The 16,757-nt window shown below is 38.6% G+C and carries 19 protein-coding genes; 6 read left to right on the forward strand and 13 right to left on the reverse strand.

Translation table 11 applies throughout. The features are described 5' to 3' along the window. Position 1: 1 nt before the first annotated feature. Both XM47_RS10995 and XM47_RS11000 read right to left on the reverse strand, forming a co-directional pair. A complete protein-coding gene (locus XM47_RS10995) occupies positions 2 to 1,564 on the reverse strand; it encodes a hypothetical protein (protein ID WP_048692473.1) in 1,563 nt (520 codons plus the stop codon). A gap of 190 nt (positions 1,565 to 1,754) precedes the next feature. Then, positions 1,755 to 2,501, reverse strand: a complete 747-nt coding sequence (locus XM47_RS11000) for an outer membrane beta-barrel protein (RefSeq protein ID WP_048692475.1) — start codon at positions 2,499 to 2,501, stop codon at positions 1,755 to 1,757. A gap of 236 nt (positions 2,502 to 2,737) precedes the next feature. On the opposite strand from XM47_RS11000, the gene XM47_RS11005 reads away from it, so the two are divergent. Further along, on the forward strand, positions 2,738 to 3,655 hold the full coding sequence (locus tag XM47_RS11005; protein WP_048692476.1) for a Dyp-type peroxidase: 918 nt from the start codon (positions 2,738 to 2,740) through the stop codon (positions 3,653 to 3,655). Between the two features lie 104 nt (positions 3,656 to 3,759). Here XM47_RS11005 and XM47_RS11010 read toward each other — a convergent pair whose 3' ends face one another. The 3 genes from XM47_RS11010 to coaBC are packed head-to-tail and all read right to left on the reverse strand — an operon-like array spanning position 3,760 to position 6,578. After that, complete coding sequence (locus XM47_RS11010; RefSeq protein WP_048692477.1) at positions 3,760 to 4,788, reverse strand: WD40 repeat domain-containing protein; 1,029 nt, start codon at positions 4,786 to 4,788, stop codon at positions 3,760 to 3,762. Continuing rightward, positions 4,755 to 5,345, reverse strand: coding sequence for a nucleoid occlusion factor SlmA (gene slmA, locus XM47_RS11015; protein WP_048692478.1), 591 nt, complete (start codon positions 5,343 to 5,345; stop codon positions 4,755 to 4,757). The genes XM47_RS11010 and slmA overlap by 34 nt, the downstream gene beginning before the upstream one ends. Positions 5,346 to 5,384: 39 nt before the next feature. Next, the gene (gene coaBC, locus XM47_RS11020; protein ID WP_048692480.1) at positions 5,385 to 6,578 is read right to left on the reverse strand and encodes a bifunctional phosphopantothenoylcysteine decarboxylase/phosphopantothenate--cysteine ligase CoaBC; all 1,194 of its coding nucleotides are present in this window, start codon (positions 6,576 to 6,578) and stop codon (positions 5,385 to 5,387) included. 256 nt (positions 6,579 to 6,834) lie between these two features. Here coaBC and radC point away from each other — a divergent pair, with 256 nt between their 5' ends. The 4 genes from radC (at position 6,835) to XM47_RS11040 (ending at position 8,626) form a co-directional block, all read left to right on the forward strand. After that, positions 6,835 to 7,509, forward strand: coding sequence for a RadC family protein (gene radC / locus XM47_RS11025; RefSeq protein ID WP_048692482.1), 675 nt, complete (start codon positions 6,835 to 6,837; stop codon positions 7,507 to 7,509). 161 nt (positions 7,510 to 7,670) lie between these two features. Then, a complete protein-coding gene (gene rpmB / locus XM47_RS11030; RefSeq protein WP_048692625.1) occupies positions 7,671 to 7,907 on the forward strand; it encodes a 50S ribosomal protein L28 in 237 nt (78 codons plus the stop codon). Between the two features lie 11 nt (positions 7,908 to 7,918). Further along, complete coding sequence (gene rpmG / locus XM47_RS11035) at positions 7,919 to 8,074, forward strand: 50S ribosomal protein L33 (RefSeq protein ID WP_048692483.1); 156 nt, start codon at positions 7,919 to 7,921, stop codon at positions 8,072 to 8,074. A gap of 81 nt (positions 8,075 to 8,155) precedes the next feature. Then, positions 8,156 to 8,626, forward strand: a complete 471-nt coding sequence (locus tag XM47_RS11040) for a hypothetical protein (protein WP_048692485.1) — start codon at positions 8,156 to 8,158, stop codon at positions 8,624 to 8,626. Here XM47_RS11040 and XM47_RS11045 read toward each other — a convergent pair. Beyond that, positions 8,623 to 9,639 (reverse strand): hypothetical protein, encoded by a 1,017-nt coding sequence (locus XM47_RS11045; RefSeq protein ID WP_048692487.1) that lies wholly within the window; start codon positions 9,637 to 9,639, stop codon positions 8,623 to 8,625. The genes XM47_RS11040 and XM47_RS11045 overlap by 4 nt on opposite strands. A 108-nt stretch (positions 9,640 to 9,747) precedes the next feature. Next, positions 9,748 to 10,281, reverse strand: a complete 534-nt coding sequence (gene yjgA, locus XM47_RS11050; RefSeq protein WP_048692488.1) for a ribosome biogenesis factor YjgA — start codon at positions 10,279 to 10,281, stop codon at positions 9,748 to 9,750. Between the two features lie 140 nt (positions 10,282 to 10,421). Between yjgA and pmbA the strand changes: the two genes are divergently transcribed. Continuing rightward, positions 10,422 to 11,747 carry a metalloprotease PmbA gene (pmbA, locus tag XM47_RS11055; RefSeq protein WP_048692490.1) on the forward strand — a complete coding sequence of 442 codons (1,326 nt, stop codon included), beginning with the start codon at positions 10,422 to 10,424 and terminating at the stop codon, positions 11,745 to 11,747. A gap of 119 nt (positions 11,748 to 11,866) precedes the next feature. Here the strand turns inward: pmbA and mgtE are convergent, their stop codons facing one another. From mgtE to XM47_RS11085, 6 genes are all read right to left on the reverse strand, one after another. Then, on the reverse strand, positions 11,867 to 13,225 hold the full coding sequence (mgtE, locus tag XM47_RS11060) for a magnesium transporter (protein WP_048692491.1): 1,359 nt from the start codon (positions 13,223 to 13,225) through the stop codon (positions 11,867 to 11,869). Between the two features lie 120 nt (positions 13,226 to 13,345). Next, positions 13,346 to 13,624 carry an HPr family phosphocarrier protein gene (locus XM47_RS11065; protein ID WP_048692493.1) on the reverse strand — a complete coding sequence of 93 codons (279 nt, stop codon included), beginning with the start codon at positions 13,622 to 13,624 and terminating at the stop codon, positions 13,346 to 13,348. A gap of 1 nt (position 13,625) precedes the next feature. After that, entirely contained in the window at positions 13,626 to 14,483 is an 858-nt protein-coding gene (rapZ, locus tag XM47_RS11070; RefSeq protein ID WP_048692495.1) for an RNase adapter RapZ, read from the reverse strand. 4 nt (positions 14,484 to 14,487) lie between these two features. Then, a complete protein-coding gene (gene ptsN / locus XM47_RS11075; protein ID WP_048692497.1) occupies positions 14,488 to 14,934 on the reverse strand; it encodes a PTS IIA-like nitrogen regulatory protein PtsN in 447 nt (148 codons plus the stop codon). Next, positions 14,934 to 15,221, reverse strand: coding sequence for a ribosome hibernation promoting factor (gene hpf, locus XM47_RS11080; RefSeq protein ID WP_048692498.1), 288 nt, complete (start codon positions 15,219 to 15,221; stop codon positions 14,934 to 14,936). The genes ptsN and hpf overlap by 1 nt, the downstream gene beginning before the upstream one ends. A gap of 28 nt (positions 15,222 to 15,249) precedes the next feature. After that, the gene (locus tag XM47_RS11085) at positions 15,250 to 16,746 is read right to left on the reverse strand and encodes an RNA polymerase factor sigma-54 (protein WP_048692499.1); all 1,497 of its coding nucleotides are present in this window, start codon (positions 16,744 to 16,746) and stop codon (positions 15,250 to 15,252) included. Positions 16,747 to 16,757 lie beyond the last annotated feature (11 nt).

A 16,757-nucleotide genomic window follows, 5' to 3' on the forward strand; every position in this document is an offset into this window, starting at 1 on the left:
GTTATAAAAATATATCTTTGTTATAGACGCCGTTGTATTTGCGGCTGCCATCTTTTTTCCAAAAGTCTATGGCTGGAATTTGTACTTCCCACAGCTCAGTTGCGTTCCAAGTAAATTCATTGTGGAATCGGCTATTAAAATAGCTAACATCATAATGGCAAGTATGACGAGTTTCTTTAAAGAACAAATTGCTATTACTCGAAACTATGACTTCAGCTTGGGTTAAAAATTGCAGCTGGCGCCGAGTGATTTGTTTACAGATAGGCTCATTAATATCGGCAGGGTAGAGTGAGGAGACAATCGCTCTTTCGATTTCCCCTGTTTCTTGTTGGATAAAATAAATTCCAGAGCCTAGTGGGAAACGACCAACCATGTTCAAAAATAAGCTGACGTACTCATTGTTGTACTGATTATTGGTTTTTCCTTGCTCTATTATGTCGTAGGCTTGGTAAACTTGCTGGTAATCAAACTCTTCTTTGGTGGAAAGCAAGATAGAGCTATATACCATAGGTATTCTGATTAAGTCGCCAAGTTCATGTTTAGGTGAGTTAAGACTTCTTAACGTTTCTAACATAAACAGCACTTTCTCTTTTTCTTCTTTGATAAATTTTGCTCTGGCTTCTTTGGTATCAAACCGCATATTTGGAATACCAATACCTAGCTTGATGTAATCTAATGTTTTGCTGTTAATGGTATTGATGAGCTGAGTTCTTTCTTCGTTATCTAATTGACGGTATCTATCCCCATCAAAAATTGCATTCACCTCTGGGCTGTGGCTGCCAATAGATTGAAGTAATGCTGCTTTCGCTATCGGTTTTAGAACTTCTTCTCGGTACGCCATTTTTAACTCAGCAGGCATAGGCTTTTTCAAGCTTTTGCTATGCTCAGCTTGCATGCCTTTTTCAGCCATTAAGCTAAATGCTTCTTTAGATTGAAATAATTTTCCAATTCTATTTTTTATGTAGGGCGTTTGAAATTGGCTATGGTGCCTTGCTTCTTCAAATAGTGCTATGGTTAATGCGGTAATATAGATAGGTTTATATTTTTCGTTTCTGACGTGTCTAACTTTGTCTTCAGGTGAAGGCGAGGACAGCGCAATTGTGCCCAATAATTGGCTGAAAATTCTTTGACCATCGAGTAAATCTAGAATTTGATCTGTGAGGTGATCTAACATCTCATATCTTTGATTTCGGCTATGCTGCATCGCCGTTTCTAGTGTGTGTAGGTCATCTTCTAATTTAGCTTGTAGGCTAGACAAACGTCGTAAATATCTATCGGTTGACGGTTGGTCTTTAATCTTGGGTAATTTACCTTTTTCTTTTCGGTAATTTTCGATTATGTCGATCTGATCTTGATAGGCTTTTATATTGGCTTTTAATTTCTTTAAGCTTTTGTATTGATCCTGATAGCTTTCAAAAAATATGGCTGCTTCATCAACTAGCTTACGGTAGTTTTCTCTAAAGGATGTGATTTTTTTTGAGATGGCACTCGCCATAGTCGGAATTTTTGAAAACCGATCATCTTGATTGTTTTTGTTATTTTTGGGTTTGCTATCTAGCAACATCAGACTAATTGACTTCTTTTTTTAATTAACAACGCCTAACAGCCAATATCTGATAGGTAATAAGCTTAGCTAGCATTTTTCATCCTTGCTTTGTTAACAGATAGTAACAGCAGAACACTCAATTTTGAAGCCGTTTCCACATTTCCTTCTGCTTGTGATAATTACTTCTCGTTATTCGAGTAATATCGAATTACCAAATATAGACAGCTTTAATCGATAACTTGTTGAGATCGCCATCATAATTGTAGTAATCAGTTTGGCCATCTTTACCTGAAGTCAGTTCTAGATTACCCAGTTCCGCTTCTGTCACTAAACTTAAGTTTCTTGATAACCTATAATTTAATCCTGCAGACAATCGACTATAAGTATTATCGGCAATTGCTGTGTCAGCTTTAATATGCAGCACAAGTGATTTATATAACGGCATGTCTAATCTTAAGCCGGTATATAGTTGGAATTGGTCCGCTTTTAACTGTGCTTGTTCAACTAGGTTTATTTTAGTGTCAAATTTATGGGTAAGGTATCTTACGCCAGCTAAACCATAGAGCCTTAAGCCATTTCTGAACTTAATAATTGCCAAGCCCGCATCCATTTCTGCGCTTAAGCCCTTTAACTCTATTGCATAGGTCGAGTTATTCGCGGTTGCTGTATCCGTAACTTTAAACTGTTCTAGTGCGTAGCTAAAGGCCCAATCACTTGAAATTGAGTAACCTTCAAAACCAACTAAAGTATGCATGAGTTGAGCACTTGTCTCAGCAGTTAATTCGGCACTAAGTGATTGGTTACTCGCTTGTGTTTGGTCATAAAATTGAATATCTGAAGAGGCTTGGTATTTGGATAAACCAATTGCAAAGCCATGATGCCAACCGACCGCTGAAGCAGAACAACAAACGAAAGTGGATAAGAATAATAATGAATTTACAAAACCTTTGTACATAACCTACCTTTTTATAACTGTGTCGATCAATGTTAATAAACTAAGTTACGGCTTATAGTTCATCTGAAAACAGAATATTTATATTATTTGAGAGTATTTTACATGAGTTTCGCATGTGAATATTCAATGCATTCAATTTCTATACCCTTTAACTTATATAATGTTACGCTGAAATTCGCAATTTTAATATTATTTAGTATAGTGTTTAGTAGATTTAATTTGAGGGTAGGTCATTTATGTCGCGTTATCAGCGTGGAATTTTAGCTGAAGCAAACTTGCACAGTTTATATTTATTATTTAATGCCGTTGATGGTGTTGAAGAAGATATCCGCCATCATTTGGCTGGATTCCACAAAATGATTACTCGCTATGACAATGAATATTCAGAGTCTGAATTAAGCGCTTTTGTTGCGGTTGGTGCCAATTATTGGGATCAGCTTTATCCAGATGCAAGACCTAAGTTGCTCGTCGACTTCCCTGAAATTCCTGATGCAATCCATCATGCACCCAATACCCCTTATGATTTATTTGTCCACATTCGTTCAGACCGTGCAGATGTTAATCATTTGGTCGGTAGCCAGATTTGTGATTTGTTCGGCGATAGTGTCCGCTTAGCTGAGCAAGTGAAAGGTTTTCGTTTTCTCGATGGTCGAGATTTAACTGGATTTGTCGATGGTACAGAAAATCCACATGGTGGTCGACGCCGTGATGTTGCTATCGTCAAAGATGACGACGAAAAGTTTATCGGCGGCAGTTATATCCATATACAGCGCTATCGGCATAAACTAGATTTATGGAAAGAACTACCTGTGGTAGAGCAGGAAGATATTATCGGCCGAACTAAGGCTGATGATGTTGAGTACCCAAGTAAAGATAAAGCTGATTTTGCCCATACCAAAAGAACCAGCTTAAAAGATGAAGCAGGTAATTCAATTGAAATACTACGTCAAAGCATGCCTTATGGCACGATGAAAATACAAGGCTTATTTTTTGTGTCTTGTTGTCATACGCCAACGGCTTTTAATTTGATGTTAGAAAGTATGTTGGTTGGCGAGAATGGCCACTATGACCATTTATTAAATTATACCGAAGCTGAAACTGGAGCTGCATTTTTTGCCCCATCCATTGATTTTTTAACGTCTTATTCCAGTTAAAGATAAACCACTAAATGATATTAATTAGTGTTGTTTAGTGGTTACATCGCATAAATCTAGCTAGATGCTTGCTTGTCCTTGTGTAAGTAAATCTTATCCCTTAGCTATGGTTTGGCTAGGTAGCCTTGGATTTGCCATTTTTGCAAAATCCCAAAGCTAGTTTCCGCACTTAAGAAGTTATCATCCAAACTAAAAGCAAAATCTAATACACTCGCAGTTGAGCTATCTGCTTCAAATGGCCACTCGGCTAATAGTTCGCCTGATTTGACTGACCATAGCTTAACTTTTTGATTTGGTGCGCCAGTCGCAAGCCATTCACCATTATTTGAAAATACAACAGAGCTAAAAATTTGCTGTCGAACGGGGTAGTTTAATTCGGTTATTTTTTTGCCAGTGGTGAGGTCCCAGAGCCAAGATTGATTCATGCTATTTGCCGTAAATGCATACCTAGCTTGATTATCTAATGCAACTTGGCTGATCCGGCCTGTGTGAGTGAACTTGTTTCTTACTTGCCCCGTTTTACTATTCCATAAATAAGCCATGCCCTCATAACCACCACTTAAAACATAAGCACCATTGGCAGACATAGCTATTTGAGTGATACGATCAGTGTGGCCTAAAAATTCTATTCTTCGCCCTGTTTCTACATTGATGTGAATCACTTTACCGTTCAGTAAACCTAATGCGACAAATCTGCCTTGATTGCTGATTTTGGCAGAAGTGATGCTAGATTCATCGATACTATAAAAGCCTTTATTCGCACCCGTATTGATATTCCATATTGCGAAATTTTGCCTGTCTGCAGTTAAGACAGCCTGACTATCATGGCTAATTTCTACTAGATGAATTTGGCTATTTTGTTTGAATTTATGGTTCCAGACATATTTAGTTAAGTTTTTTTCTGTGTCCCAAAAGAGCACGCCATTTTGAGTGCTCACAGCTGCATATAAGCCAGCTTGTGATAACGCTGATGCATAGGCACCATTGTCTGTATGGATTTGATGCAGTACCTCGGTTGGCGGAGCTTTGCTGCAACTAACAATACAAGCAAGACTCAATATACTTAGATGAGTTACTACATCTTTTTTTGCTTGGGCGATTAACTGAATAATGCGCGGTGAAATAATTGCCATTGTTTAGCCAAATGTTGAGACGGTAAATGCTTAAAGTCTGATCGAACAAATTGTCTTATTTGTCCTTCAATCCAGCTTGTTAGCAAGTTTGCGATAACATTGTCGTCAGAAACCAAATCTTTTCCTTCACGCATAGGTCTTTCGCGCAAAACTTGTTTGAATTGCGTTTCTATTTTTTCAAATAAGCTGGTGACTCGAGTTCTTAAACGTAATTGTTCGCCCATAAGTGCTTCGCCACTAATCATTCTTGAAATGCCTGGGTTTTTTTCGGCAAATAGCAAGACTAATTGAGCTATTTTAAGACTTCTGCTTGCCGACATTTTATCTTCTTCAAGAATTTTATTGATTCGAGAGAATAAGGTTTCTTCGACAAAATCTAATAAACCTTCAAACATTCTTGCCTTGCTGGGGAAGTGGCGGTATAGCGCGGCTTCAGTTACGCCTACGGCTTCTGCTAGTTTAGCCGTCGTAATTCTTTCGCCCGGGTTATTTTCTAACATAGTGGCCAAGGCTTGGAGGATTTCTTGCTTTCGGTTTGAACGTTTTCTAGTTGTCATAATACTTATAGTCTAGTTTAGATTTTAAAAGAGTTGGCTTTATTTTTCTTCGTATTGAGCCGCGATTAGTTGCAATAAATGTATGGCTAAATTTTGTTTGTCGGTTTGCTCTATTTCAACTGACCCCTTTGGCCAAAATACAGTCACAGCATTGTCATTACTATTGAAGCCAATGGCTTGGTTTGAAACATCATTTGCGATTATCATGTCTAAATTTTTGCGCTGCATCTTGTCTTTCGCATAATGTGCTAAGTTCTGAGTTTCTGCAGCGAAGCCCACGCAAAAAGGTTTTTGAGCCAAGCTAGCGATACTTGCTAAAATATCGGGATTCCGTTCTAGCTCTAACGTTAATTCATCAGATGTTTTTTTCATTTTCTGCGGTGCGACCTGCTTCATTTTGTAATCCGCTACAGCGGCGCAGCTAATAAAAATATCGCAGTTTTGAGTGTACTCTTGCGCAGCCTGTAACATTTGTTCTGCATCAGAAATACTTATTTTGGTAATGCCGCCCGGTGTTTCAAGTGAGGTCGGTCCACTAATTAAGTTAACTTTAGCACCTAGCCACTGAGCGGCTTGCGCGAGTGCGTAGCCCATTTTCCCTGAGCTGTGATTTGAGATATAACGAACTGGATCGATTGCTTCTCGGGTTGGACCTGCGGTTATCGTTATATTTTTATTCGCTAGTACTTGAGGTAAAAAGAAGCTCGGCAATAAATTAATGATTTGCATTGGTTCTAGCATTCTGCCAGCACCAACATCGCCACAAGCTTGTTCGCCATGCGCTGGACCTAAAGTGAATCGACCATCTTTATGTAAGGTTTCTATATTTCTTTGGGTTGCTGGAGAAGCCCACATTTGCTGGTTCATTGCCGGGCATAAAATGATTGGCGCTGCGCTAGCTAAACAAAGTGTGGCAAGTAAATCATTCGCCATACCATTGGCGATGCGAGCGATAATATCTGCCGATGCCGGCGCAATTAAAATCAGGTCAGCCCATTTTGCTAATTCTATATGACCCATAGCTGCTTCTGCTGCTGGATCTAATAAACTATCTGAGACCGGATTACCCGACACAGCTTGCATGGTTAATTGTGTGATAAAGGCTTTTGCACCTTCGGTCATTACGACTCTAACTTGAGCGCCTCGCTCAGTTAATCTTCTGGTTAATTCAGCGCATTTATAGGCTGCAATACCGCCAGAGATTCCAAGTAAAATTTTCTTATTTGTGAGCAAAACAGTTCTCCATGTTTAGAGTTTTAAATAAGTACTTACTTCCATTAAACCTAGCTAAATATAGCGAATGAAGTGGGGCTTAGTTTGGCTGAGTATAAATTGGTTTGATATTGACTGCAATGTAGAGAATCGAACTTTTACCTGTGCCTTTTTCACAAGTTGAATTTGAATTACTTTAAATTGAGGGCAACTGGACTAAACTGAACTCAAATACTCTGCTATTTAGTTTGAACTGTGAATTATTCAAGGATGAAAAATGAATATTAAAGACCTCCCTTTATTTGAACGGCCTAGAGAAAAGTTATTACGCCAAGGCGCTAAATCTTTGTCTGACTCAGAGCTGTTAGCTATCTTTCTTAGAACCGGCGTATCAGGGCAATCGGCGATAGAGCTAGCAAGACAACTCCTAATTGATTTTGGCAGCTTACGGGGCATTCTAGGCGCTGATTTAACCCATTTTTGTCACGCTAGAGGGTTAGGGGAAGCTAAATTTTGCCAACTTCAAGCTTGCGTCGAAATGACTAAGCGGTTTTTAAGCGAAACTCTAGTCAAAGAAAATGTTTTTGACTCTGTGGATGCGTGTCGACAGTATTTAACAGCAGAGCTGAGAGACCAAACTAATGAAGCCTTTGCTTGTTTGTATTTAGATAACCAAAACCGGCTTATTCAATTTGAAACTTTATTTTATGGGACGATAGATGGCGCTGCTGTTTACCCTAGAGTTGTGGTTGAAAAATGCTTGCATAAGAAAGCTGCGGCGGTAATTTTTGCACATAACCACCCTTCTGGTATTGCTGAGCCTAGCCAAGCTGATAGGGCCATTACGATTCGGCTAAAACAAGCTTTATCTTTAATTGATGTTAATGTGTTAGATCATTTTATTATTGGTGATGGTCAAGTGGTCTCGTTCGCTGAAAGAGGGTTATTGTAAGCTTTTTTCAATATTCAGTTAGAATTAAGCATATTTTTGATAAAAATATTGACTAGGTAAGTGCTTTACTGTATAAATTGCGCCCTCTTGAATCAGGGTACGCAAACGAATTTATTCTTGAGTCAGCAAGCTTAAGAATGGAAGTATTTGGAGACACAGCAATGTCTAAAGTATGCCAAGTAACTGGTAAAAAGCCTGTAGTCGGTAACCACCGTTCACACGCTAAAAATGCGACTAAACGTCGTTTTTTACCAAATTTACAATCGCACCGTTTTTGGGTTGCGAGTGAGAACCGTTTTGTAAAACTTCGTATATCAACCAAAGGTATGCGTATCGTTGATAAAAACGGTATTGATGCAGTTTTAGCTGATATCCGCTCACGCGGTATCAAAATTTAAGGAAGCCTAAGATGCGCGATAAAATCCGATTGGTTTCTACTGCCGGTACTGGTTATTTCTACACTACCGACAAGAACAAAAAAAACATGCCTGGTAAATTTGAGATCAAAAAATTTGATCCAAAAGTACGTAAGCACGTTGTTTTTAAAGAAGCTAAAATCAAGTAATCGATTTTAATTTTAAAAAACCCGGTCTATCCGGGTTTTTTTATACCTAAAATTTTTGAATTGAAAGGTTAGAGCTCTAAAATGATAAGACTGAGTCGCAAAGGTTGGAATAACGTACTCATTTTTGCCAGCCTCTTTATGATTTTAATTTTTAATGGTGTGCACAATAAATTAATCAATAAAGTCTCACCGGAACAAAGTAAAAACCTCCTGCCTGTCGCAGAAGTCGTTCTAAGTGCCGACTTTCCTAATATTTCAGTGGAGCGTGTTGGCCGTGGTTGGAGAAGCTTGCCGCAAAGCGAGTATACTGATCAGCAAATCTCTGACGTTATTAATCTGTGGCAGCAATTAGCAGGCGATTTAGTCACGAATGAAGTTTTGCTTGAGCAACTAAAACAGAGTTACCCAAACAAGGTGGTTAGCTTTTGGTTTGCAAACTATGAATCTGCTTATGTACTACAGATATTTCAACATACAGATGGGCTAACGTATATTAAGTCTCCAGATGCTTGGTATTTAACAGATGCAATTAGCAGTGAGTTCTTTCTTTAATCTGAACTGATTGAATCTGGTGTTAAGCTAGCGCTACCGCAGTTCCAAGTATTCTGCCTGCTATTTATATCAACTGTTTGGCCGCAAATTTCTATATTAGCTAGCATGTTCTTTCTGTTTGCGAGCGACTTGACTTGAATAGTCGAGTCTTGAATTGTAATGTTTGCAACACCTGCAGGTGCTTGCTGGCCCTCATTCCATAAATTCATTAACGATGCTGTTGGGTTTAAAATACTGACATTGTTAAAGTACAGGTTTTTGGTATATCTGCCTTTCCTTGCATCTATAATGGCATTGCCTGTATTCGTCCTACCCTGATTACCTATGATTAAGACATTTTTAAAAGTTGCGGTTGCATTGTTGCCATAGCTTCCCCAGCCAAATTGGATAGGCAGGGTATTACCAATCATTTTTATCACAGTGTTTTCGACGCTAATGTCGGCATAAACCTTAATGATATCATCGGCGGTTTCAAAGTAGCTATTGCGGACGATAGTGCCGTCAGCGGCTGAAACGCCGTCACTATTATTTTGGTGCCCACCTCTGGCATCTATTGCTCTAACCGAATCAATTATCAGTTTGGCTTTGTCTCGCCCTGTGAAATGGAATGCATAAGGATCTAGAGAAGTTAAATTGGTGATTTTTACTGTGATATTACCCTTTGCAAGTACGGCTGATTTACATAACCCACAGCCGTTATTTTTCTTGTTGTAACGGGTAATTGGAGTGCCGTAAATGACAGAGGTGTATTTGTCTTCGCCTTTAATTTCCATACTATGAAAAACGTTAAAACGACCTTGAACTCTGACGTCTTTAGCTATTATGAGGTTTTTTATTTGGGTTGGAACCGTCCAGCCAGTATGCCCGCCAGTTAGTGAACCATTGGTTGTAAGCTTTAACGTTTGCTGTTGTCCATCCCAAATGTATTCACCAGAATATGATATTTTAGGTGGTGTTGTCGTGGCACAGGCAGTTAAAAATAAAAGAATGAAAGAGGATAGGGCAAGGCGCATAAGCTAATTCCAAAATATTGTTTTATGTCTATTTTGGTGTTTAAGTGCGCAAACGCAAGATAACTATGGCTAAGTTAAGTAAAGCTAGCCATAGTTACTCTTCAGTTGTTATTTTTGCGGAATAACCTGTTTTAAATACTGGAAAATTTGACGTGAGTATTTAGGTGGCTTGTCTTGTTTTTTTTCTTTTTGTGCTTGGCGCATCAACTGACGTAGTTGGCTGCGATCAAAATCTGACTCTGGGTGTGCTTCAATAATTTTGTTAATCGCACTATCACCATTTTCAATTATTTGATCACGATATTGCTCCAATTTATGAAAGTGTTGATTGCTCGCAAGGTGTTGATTTTCAATTTTAGCTAAAGCGATTTTAAACTCTTCTAAATCACGGTAACGCATCAGCTTACCAATATATTGAGTCTGTCTTTTATAGGCTATGTGCTTGCCTTTAACTTTAATCGCATGATCAATGGCTTTTTGAAGCTCGTCATCCATTGGGATTTTTTTGATATTAACGGGTGAAAGTTTGAGTATTGCTTCACCAATTTCTTGAGCTTCTTCAGCATCTCGTTTTAACTCTGATTTACTGACGTAAATAATTTCTTCGTTCGGATCAACTGGATCTTGCCATTGCTTTGTCATAATTATTGCTGCTGTTACTTGTGATTTAGTTAATTATAGCGAAATCTATACTGCTATGTGATTTTAGCTGATTTTAATGTCAGCGAAAAATCAGACTATGTTACACTAACTAAAGGAAATTGTATTTAGTGTACTAGGTTATGATTGAAGAAATAAATCAAGTTGAGCAAGCCGTCAGCGAAGCTGTTGCGTTAGCTAAAAAATTAGGTGCGACAGCATCAGAAGTGTCTATGTCTAAGCAACAGGGCATTAGTGTCGGTTGTCGCATGCAAGAAGTTGAAACTGTTGAGTATGATTACGGCGGTGCTTTAGGCATTGCGGTTTGGTTTGGTCAAAGGAAAGGCACAGCCTCTACTTCTGATTTATCTCCAGAAGCGTTAAAAAAGACAGTTGAAGCGGCTTGTAATATAGCTAAATACACATCTGAAGATCCGTTTAGCGGGATTGCTGATCCTGACTTGATGATTAAGACTGTGCCCGATCTTGATTTATACCACCCGTCAAATATCAACACAGACCAAGCGATAAAAATGACGTTGGATTGTGAAAAAGCGGGATTAGAAGCTGATGAGCGAATTCAAAATAGTGATGGGGCTTCTTTTTCTTCGCATACTGGTTTTAAAGTATATGGTAACTCAACTGGCTTGATTGCTGCTTACCCTAGCTCTAGACACAGCTTAAGCTGCGCCTTAATCGCTGGTCTGGGAGAAGATATGCAGCGTGATTATGCTTATACGGTATCGCGAGTGGCTAATAACCTAGAATCCGCAGATGTAGTTGGTAAGCGTGCTGCGGCTGAGTCGGTTGCACGTTTAAATGCTCGTCAGTTATCGACGATGAAAGTACCTGTGTTATTTAACAGTGAAATAGCAAGTAGTTTATTTGGTCACTTTATTGCTGGTATTAGTGGTGGCAACTTATACCGTAAAGCGACTTTTTTGCTTGATTCATTAAACACCCAAGTTTTTCCTGATTGGCTAAATATTGTTGAAGATCCTTTGATTCCGCAAGGATTATCGAGCCGAGCATTTGATTCGGAAGGGGTCGCGACACAGAAACGCAATATAGTTGAAAACGGTGTGTTGAATACTTGGTTATTGACTAGTTACTCTGCAAATAAAATGGGTCTACAAACGACAGGCCATGCTGGTGGTATCCATAATTGGTTGGTGGGTGCTGGTGGTGGCAGTTTTCAACAAATGCTACAAAAACTCGATACAGGTTTGTTAGTCACAGAAATGATGGGCCAAGGCGTAAATGTTGTCACTGGCGATTATTCAAGAGGTGCTGCAGGTTTTTGGGTAGAGAAAGGCATTATTCAATACCCAGTACATGAAATTACTATTGCCGGAAAACTATCTGATATGTTTAGTAGCATAGTAGCGATTGGTGATGACATAGATCCTAAAGGCAGCATTCAATCAGGTTCGGTATTAATTAGCGAAATGCAGGTGGCGGGTAATTAATTAATCCGGCTTTAGATTAAAGGCCAGACAAAATTTAGCTAGAACATGGGCTTGTTTAAATTAAGCCCATTTAATCACTGATTTATTGCAAATAAATACTTAACCTGAGCTCAGGTTACTTACATCAATAACCAAGATGCCGTGCCTAAGAAGGCAAATATACCAACAATATCCGTCACTGTAGTTAAGATAACACTACCTGCAAGTGCAGGATCTATCTTGAATTTTTTCAATATCAGCGGCACTGCTACTCCAGATATACCTGCTGCTATCATATTCATCAACATAGCGAAGGCGATAACAATCGCTAAGTATAAATCTTGTTTCCATAAACCGACGACACTGGCAATAAGCACAGACCAAATTATACCGTTTAAAATACCGACAGTTAATTCTTTAATCATTAAACTGCGGGTATTACTAGGAGAGACATGACCAAGCGCCATAGCTCGAATAACAAGTGTTAAGGTTTGATTACCAGCGACACCACCCATACTAGGAACTATGGTGTTTAAAATTGCTAATACGGCAAGTTGGCCTAAAACATCTTCAAATAAATTTGAGACCATAGCCGCGAGTAGTGCGGTTAATAAATTTACGCCTAACCAAATGGAACGTTTTTGAGTACTCTTTACAACAGGGGCAAAAGTATCCTCTTCATCATCTAAACCCGCCATACTCATCATAGAGTGCTCGGCATCTTCTCTGATGATATCAACCATGTCATCAATCGTAATTCGCCCGAGTAAGTGATTCTCTTCGTTAACGACAGGAGCTGATATCCAGTTATGGCGTTCAAATAAAATCGCAGCTTCGCTTTCGGGCATAGTCGCTGGAATTGGGACTATGTCTGTATTCATTAACTCTGAAATAATGACTTCAGGTTGAGAGGTTACGAGTGCAGTCAAACTAACTTCGCCAATTAACACATCTTGCTCATCGACTATGTATAGGGTATCTGTCGTTTTCGGTATTTCTGAGCGCATTCTTAAATAACGCAGTACAACTTCAACACTGACGTTGGGTCTAATTGTGACCGTATCTGTGTTCATTACTGAGCCAGCGGAATACTCTTCGTATGCAAGTGCGGCTTCAGCTCTGTGTCTATCTTGGCTATCTAATGCTTGTAAAACTTCTTGATAAAGCTGGTCGGGTAAGTTTCTTAATACGTCCGCTAAATCATCTGTATCCATGCCTTCTGTTGCTTCAGCAACAGCTTCAGGCATCATTTGATGGATTATACTATTTCGTACGTCGTCGCTTAGTTCTTCTAAAATTTCGCCGTGAAATTCAGTATCTATCAGATCCCAAAATAGTATACGGGTTTTACCCGGTGAAGATTCTAATAAATGTGCGACGTCACAAGCCGGCATATTGTGTAAAACATTTCGAACTTGCACAAACATACCTCGGCTGAGCGCCAATGTAAGTTCGTTTAATGTGCCACGATTAAGTGTTTGTTCGTATGCTTCAGGCATGCTAACTCGTATTTATTGAAATAAAACAGATAAAAATGTTTATTGTGTGTCTTCTGGTGTTTATTTTAACGCAGATTTTAGATAAGGCTATGAATTTATTGTGTCTTTGAAGTAAGAATACTAAATGCTTTCTTCGTTAAACTTGGCATTAAACAATTCTTCTACAGCGATTAAGGCTTGTTCTGCATCTTCGCCTTCACAGCTGACTTCGACTTGGTTACCCGTCGCACCCGCCAACATTAGCAATGCCATTACGCTATTTGCGTTTGCTGACTTTTCTCCGTAAGTGATGACGACTTTGCTTGAAAAATTTTGCGACAGCTGTACAAGTTGGGTAGCCGCTCGAGCATGTAAACCTAACTTATTCTTGATTAGTAATGTTTTTTTTATAATGGGCATTTTAGTGTTTAGCTTGCTCGCGGTGAATAATGGCAACATCTGAATGGAGCTTAGCGAAGTGGAAGCCCAGCATTTCGGTAATGTAAACTGATCTATGCTTACCACCGGTACAGCCTATGGCGACAGTCACATAACTTCTATTATTTTGTTCTAAATACGGCAACCAAGATTCAATATTATCACTAATTTGATTGATAACCTGGCCGACTTCTTTGTGACCTTTTAAAAACTCTTGTACTGGTTTATCTAGACCAGTTAAAGGTCTGAGGCTTTCATCCCAATGAGGATTTGGTAAAAACCTGACATCAAAAACATAATCTGCGTCGGATGGTATACCGTATTTGAATCCAAAAGATTGGAAAACAAGTTTTAGTTGGCCTGCTTTTTTGTTGAGTACTTTATTGGTAATGAGCTTATTTAAATCGTGAATGCTGGATTCGCTCGTATCTATATACAGATCGCTAATTTCACGAATAGGTCTAAGTAAATGATCTTCTTCAAGAATGGCTTCTTCTAAACTTAATCCAGCCGTCATCAAAGACAAAGGGTGTACACGCCTGGTTTCGGAATAGCGTTTTAATAAAGTTTGGTTGCTAGAATCCATGTAGACAACGACTACATCAGCAACGGCTTTTAACTGCTCAATTATTTGTGCTAAATCATTTTGCCAGTCACTAAAGTTTCTAATATCTAGATTTAATGCGATGCGAGTATATTTGCCTTTCAAGGCGTCAGGCAAGAATGGTAATAATTGAATTGGTATATTATCAACACAGTAAAATCCTGCGTCTTCTAACTGATCTAGTGCTGTTGATTTACCCGAACCAGATCGGCCTGATAATATAACAAGTTGTAGCATGATTTTATTCCGTTATCGCTTGATATAATTCTGTACTATTTTGTGCTGATTTTATCTTTTTAAGAACTGCTTTATCAGATAGTTTTTCTGCGACAGCGGCCAGTGATTTTAAATGATTATTACATTCGTTATCTGGTACCAATAACGCAAAGAAAATGCTCACAGGTTTATTGTCTATAGCATCAAAATTTATAGGTTCATCTGTGGTTAAGAAAATCGCTATGGTTTTATCTGTATTTAGCAATCTACCATGAGGTAGTGCAATACCATTACCTATACCTGTACTACCTAAACGCTCTCTATGTAATAAGGCGTCTAAAATATCCTGTTCTGGGATATCTTGTAGTATTTCAGCAGCAGTATGGCTAATAATTTCTATAAGTCGTTTTTTGCTTGAAATAGAGACTGCACATAAAGTGCAGTCTTGAGTTAATAATTGATTGATATTCATTAATGGCTTTTGAGCTTTTCTTTATGTTTAATGACTTGTCTATCAAGCTTATCAATTAAGCTATCTATTGCCGCATACATGTCTGTATGCTCGGCATTTGCAAATACTTCACCGCCTTTTAAATGCAATGTCGCCTCTGCTATTTGATTCAGTTTTTCAACGTTAAGGATGACATATACATTGTTGATGTGGTCAAAGTGTCTCTCTAGTTTAGAAAATTTAGTGTCTACGTATTCTTTTAAAGAATCAGTAACATCGATATGACGACCAGTTAGATTAATTTGCATATAGGCTATTCCTTCATTTAGTTATGCCCTATAACAGGCTTTTACGTTGGTTAGAAGGCGGAATTGAAAGCGATTCACGATATTTCGCAATGGTTCGACGAGCCACTTGAATACCTTGGTCTGCTAACAAATCTGCTATCTTACTATCGCTCAACGGTTTTGCTGGATTTTCTGCTGAAACCAGCTTTTTAATCAGTGCACGAATTGCTGTTGAGGAGCATTCGCCACCGTTCTCTGTGCTGACATGGCTAGAGAAAAAGTATTTAAGCTCAAAAATACCACGAGGCGTATGCATGTATTTTTGTGTTGTTACACGAGATATAGTTGACTCATGCATTTCTACTTCTTCAGCCACATCATTTAAAACCATAGGCTTCATTGCTTCATCACCATATTCAAAAAATCCCTGTTGCTGTTTAACTATGCAGTTAGCAACTTTGAGTAAGGTGTCATTTCTACTTTCTAAACTTTTTATAAACCATTTCGCTTCTTGCATGTTAGAGCGAATAAACTGAGTATCAGCCGTGTTTTTCGATGTTTTACTAAGCGCGGCATATTGTGCATTTATACTAAGTTTAGGCACACTTTCTGGATTTAGCTCGACTACCCACTGATCTTTTATTTTTTTTACCGAAACATCAGGCACTATATACTGAGCTTCTGATGCAACAACCGCATTCCCTGGCCTTGGATTTAGGCTTTGGATAAGGGTCATTACTTCTTTTAATGCATCTTCTTTTAGTCGAGTTTTTCTCGCTAAAGTTCGGTAATCACGATTACCCAGTAAATCTATATGGTTCTTGATGACTAATTTAGTTTCTTTTAACCAAGGTGTATCATCTGAAAATTGGTTTAGCTGTATTAACAGGCACTCTTGTGTGTTACGACAAGCAACACCAACTGGGTCAAATACTTGGATGCGTTTTAGCACTGCTTCAACTTCATCTAGCTCGAGCTCATCAACCCCTACACTTTCTAAAATTTCTTCTGCCGACACAGTTAAGTAACCTGAATCATCAACTGCTTCTATTATGCTTGTGGCAATTGCGCGATCTAATGGCGTGAATGGGGTTAATTCCATTTGCCAGATTAGGTGATCGCGAATGCTTTCAATGGTTTCACCTTGATAAACAAAGTCGTCATCGGAAGAAACAGAAGAAGATGAAGAAGAGGGGGTTGCTACGTTTGAAACATGATCGTCCCAGCTTGAGTCTGTTGGTAATTGCTCTGAAATTTCGTTTTTGACCAACTCATCATGGCTATCTGGGACTTGGTAATCTTCATTATCATCAGCATTTGAACTGGCATTTAAAGATTCAAATTCTTGCTCTTTTTTTGCCATTGCATCTAGTGAGTCGTGATCTTCTTTAATTTCTTCTGCTTCTAGTAAAGGGTTGCTGTCTAAAGCTTCTTGTATTTCAACTTGAAGATCTAAAGATGATAATTGCAGCAAGCGAATCGCTTGTTGCAATTGTGGGGTCATTGTTAAATGCTGACCAAATTTTAGCTGTATGGATTGCTTCATTAATTAAACAA

It is taken from the genome of Catenovulum maritimum, from assembly GCF_001050375.1.
GTDB classification, from domain to species: Bacteria; Pseudomonadota; Gammaproteobacteria; order Enterobacterales; family Alteromonadaceae; genus Catenovulum; species Catenovulum maritimum.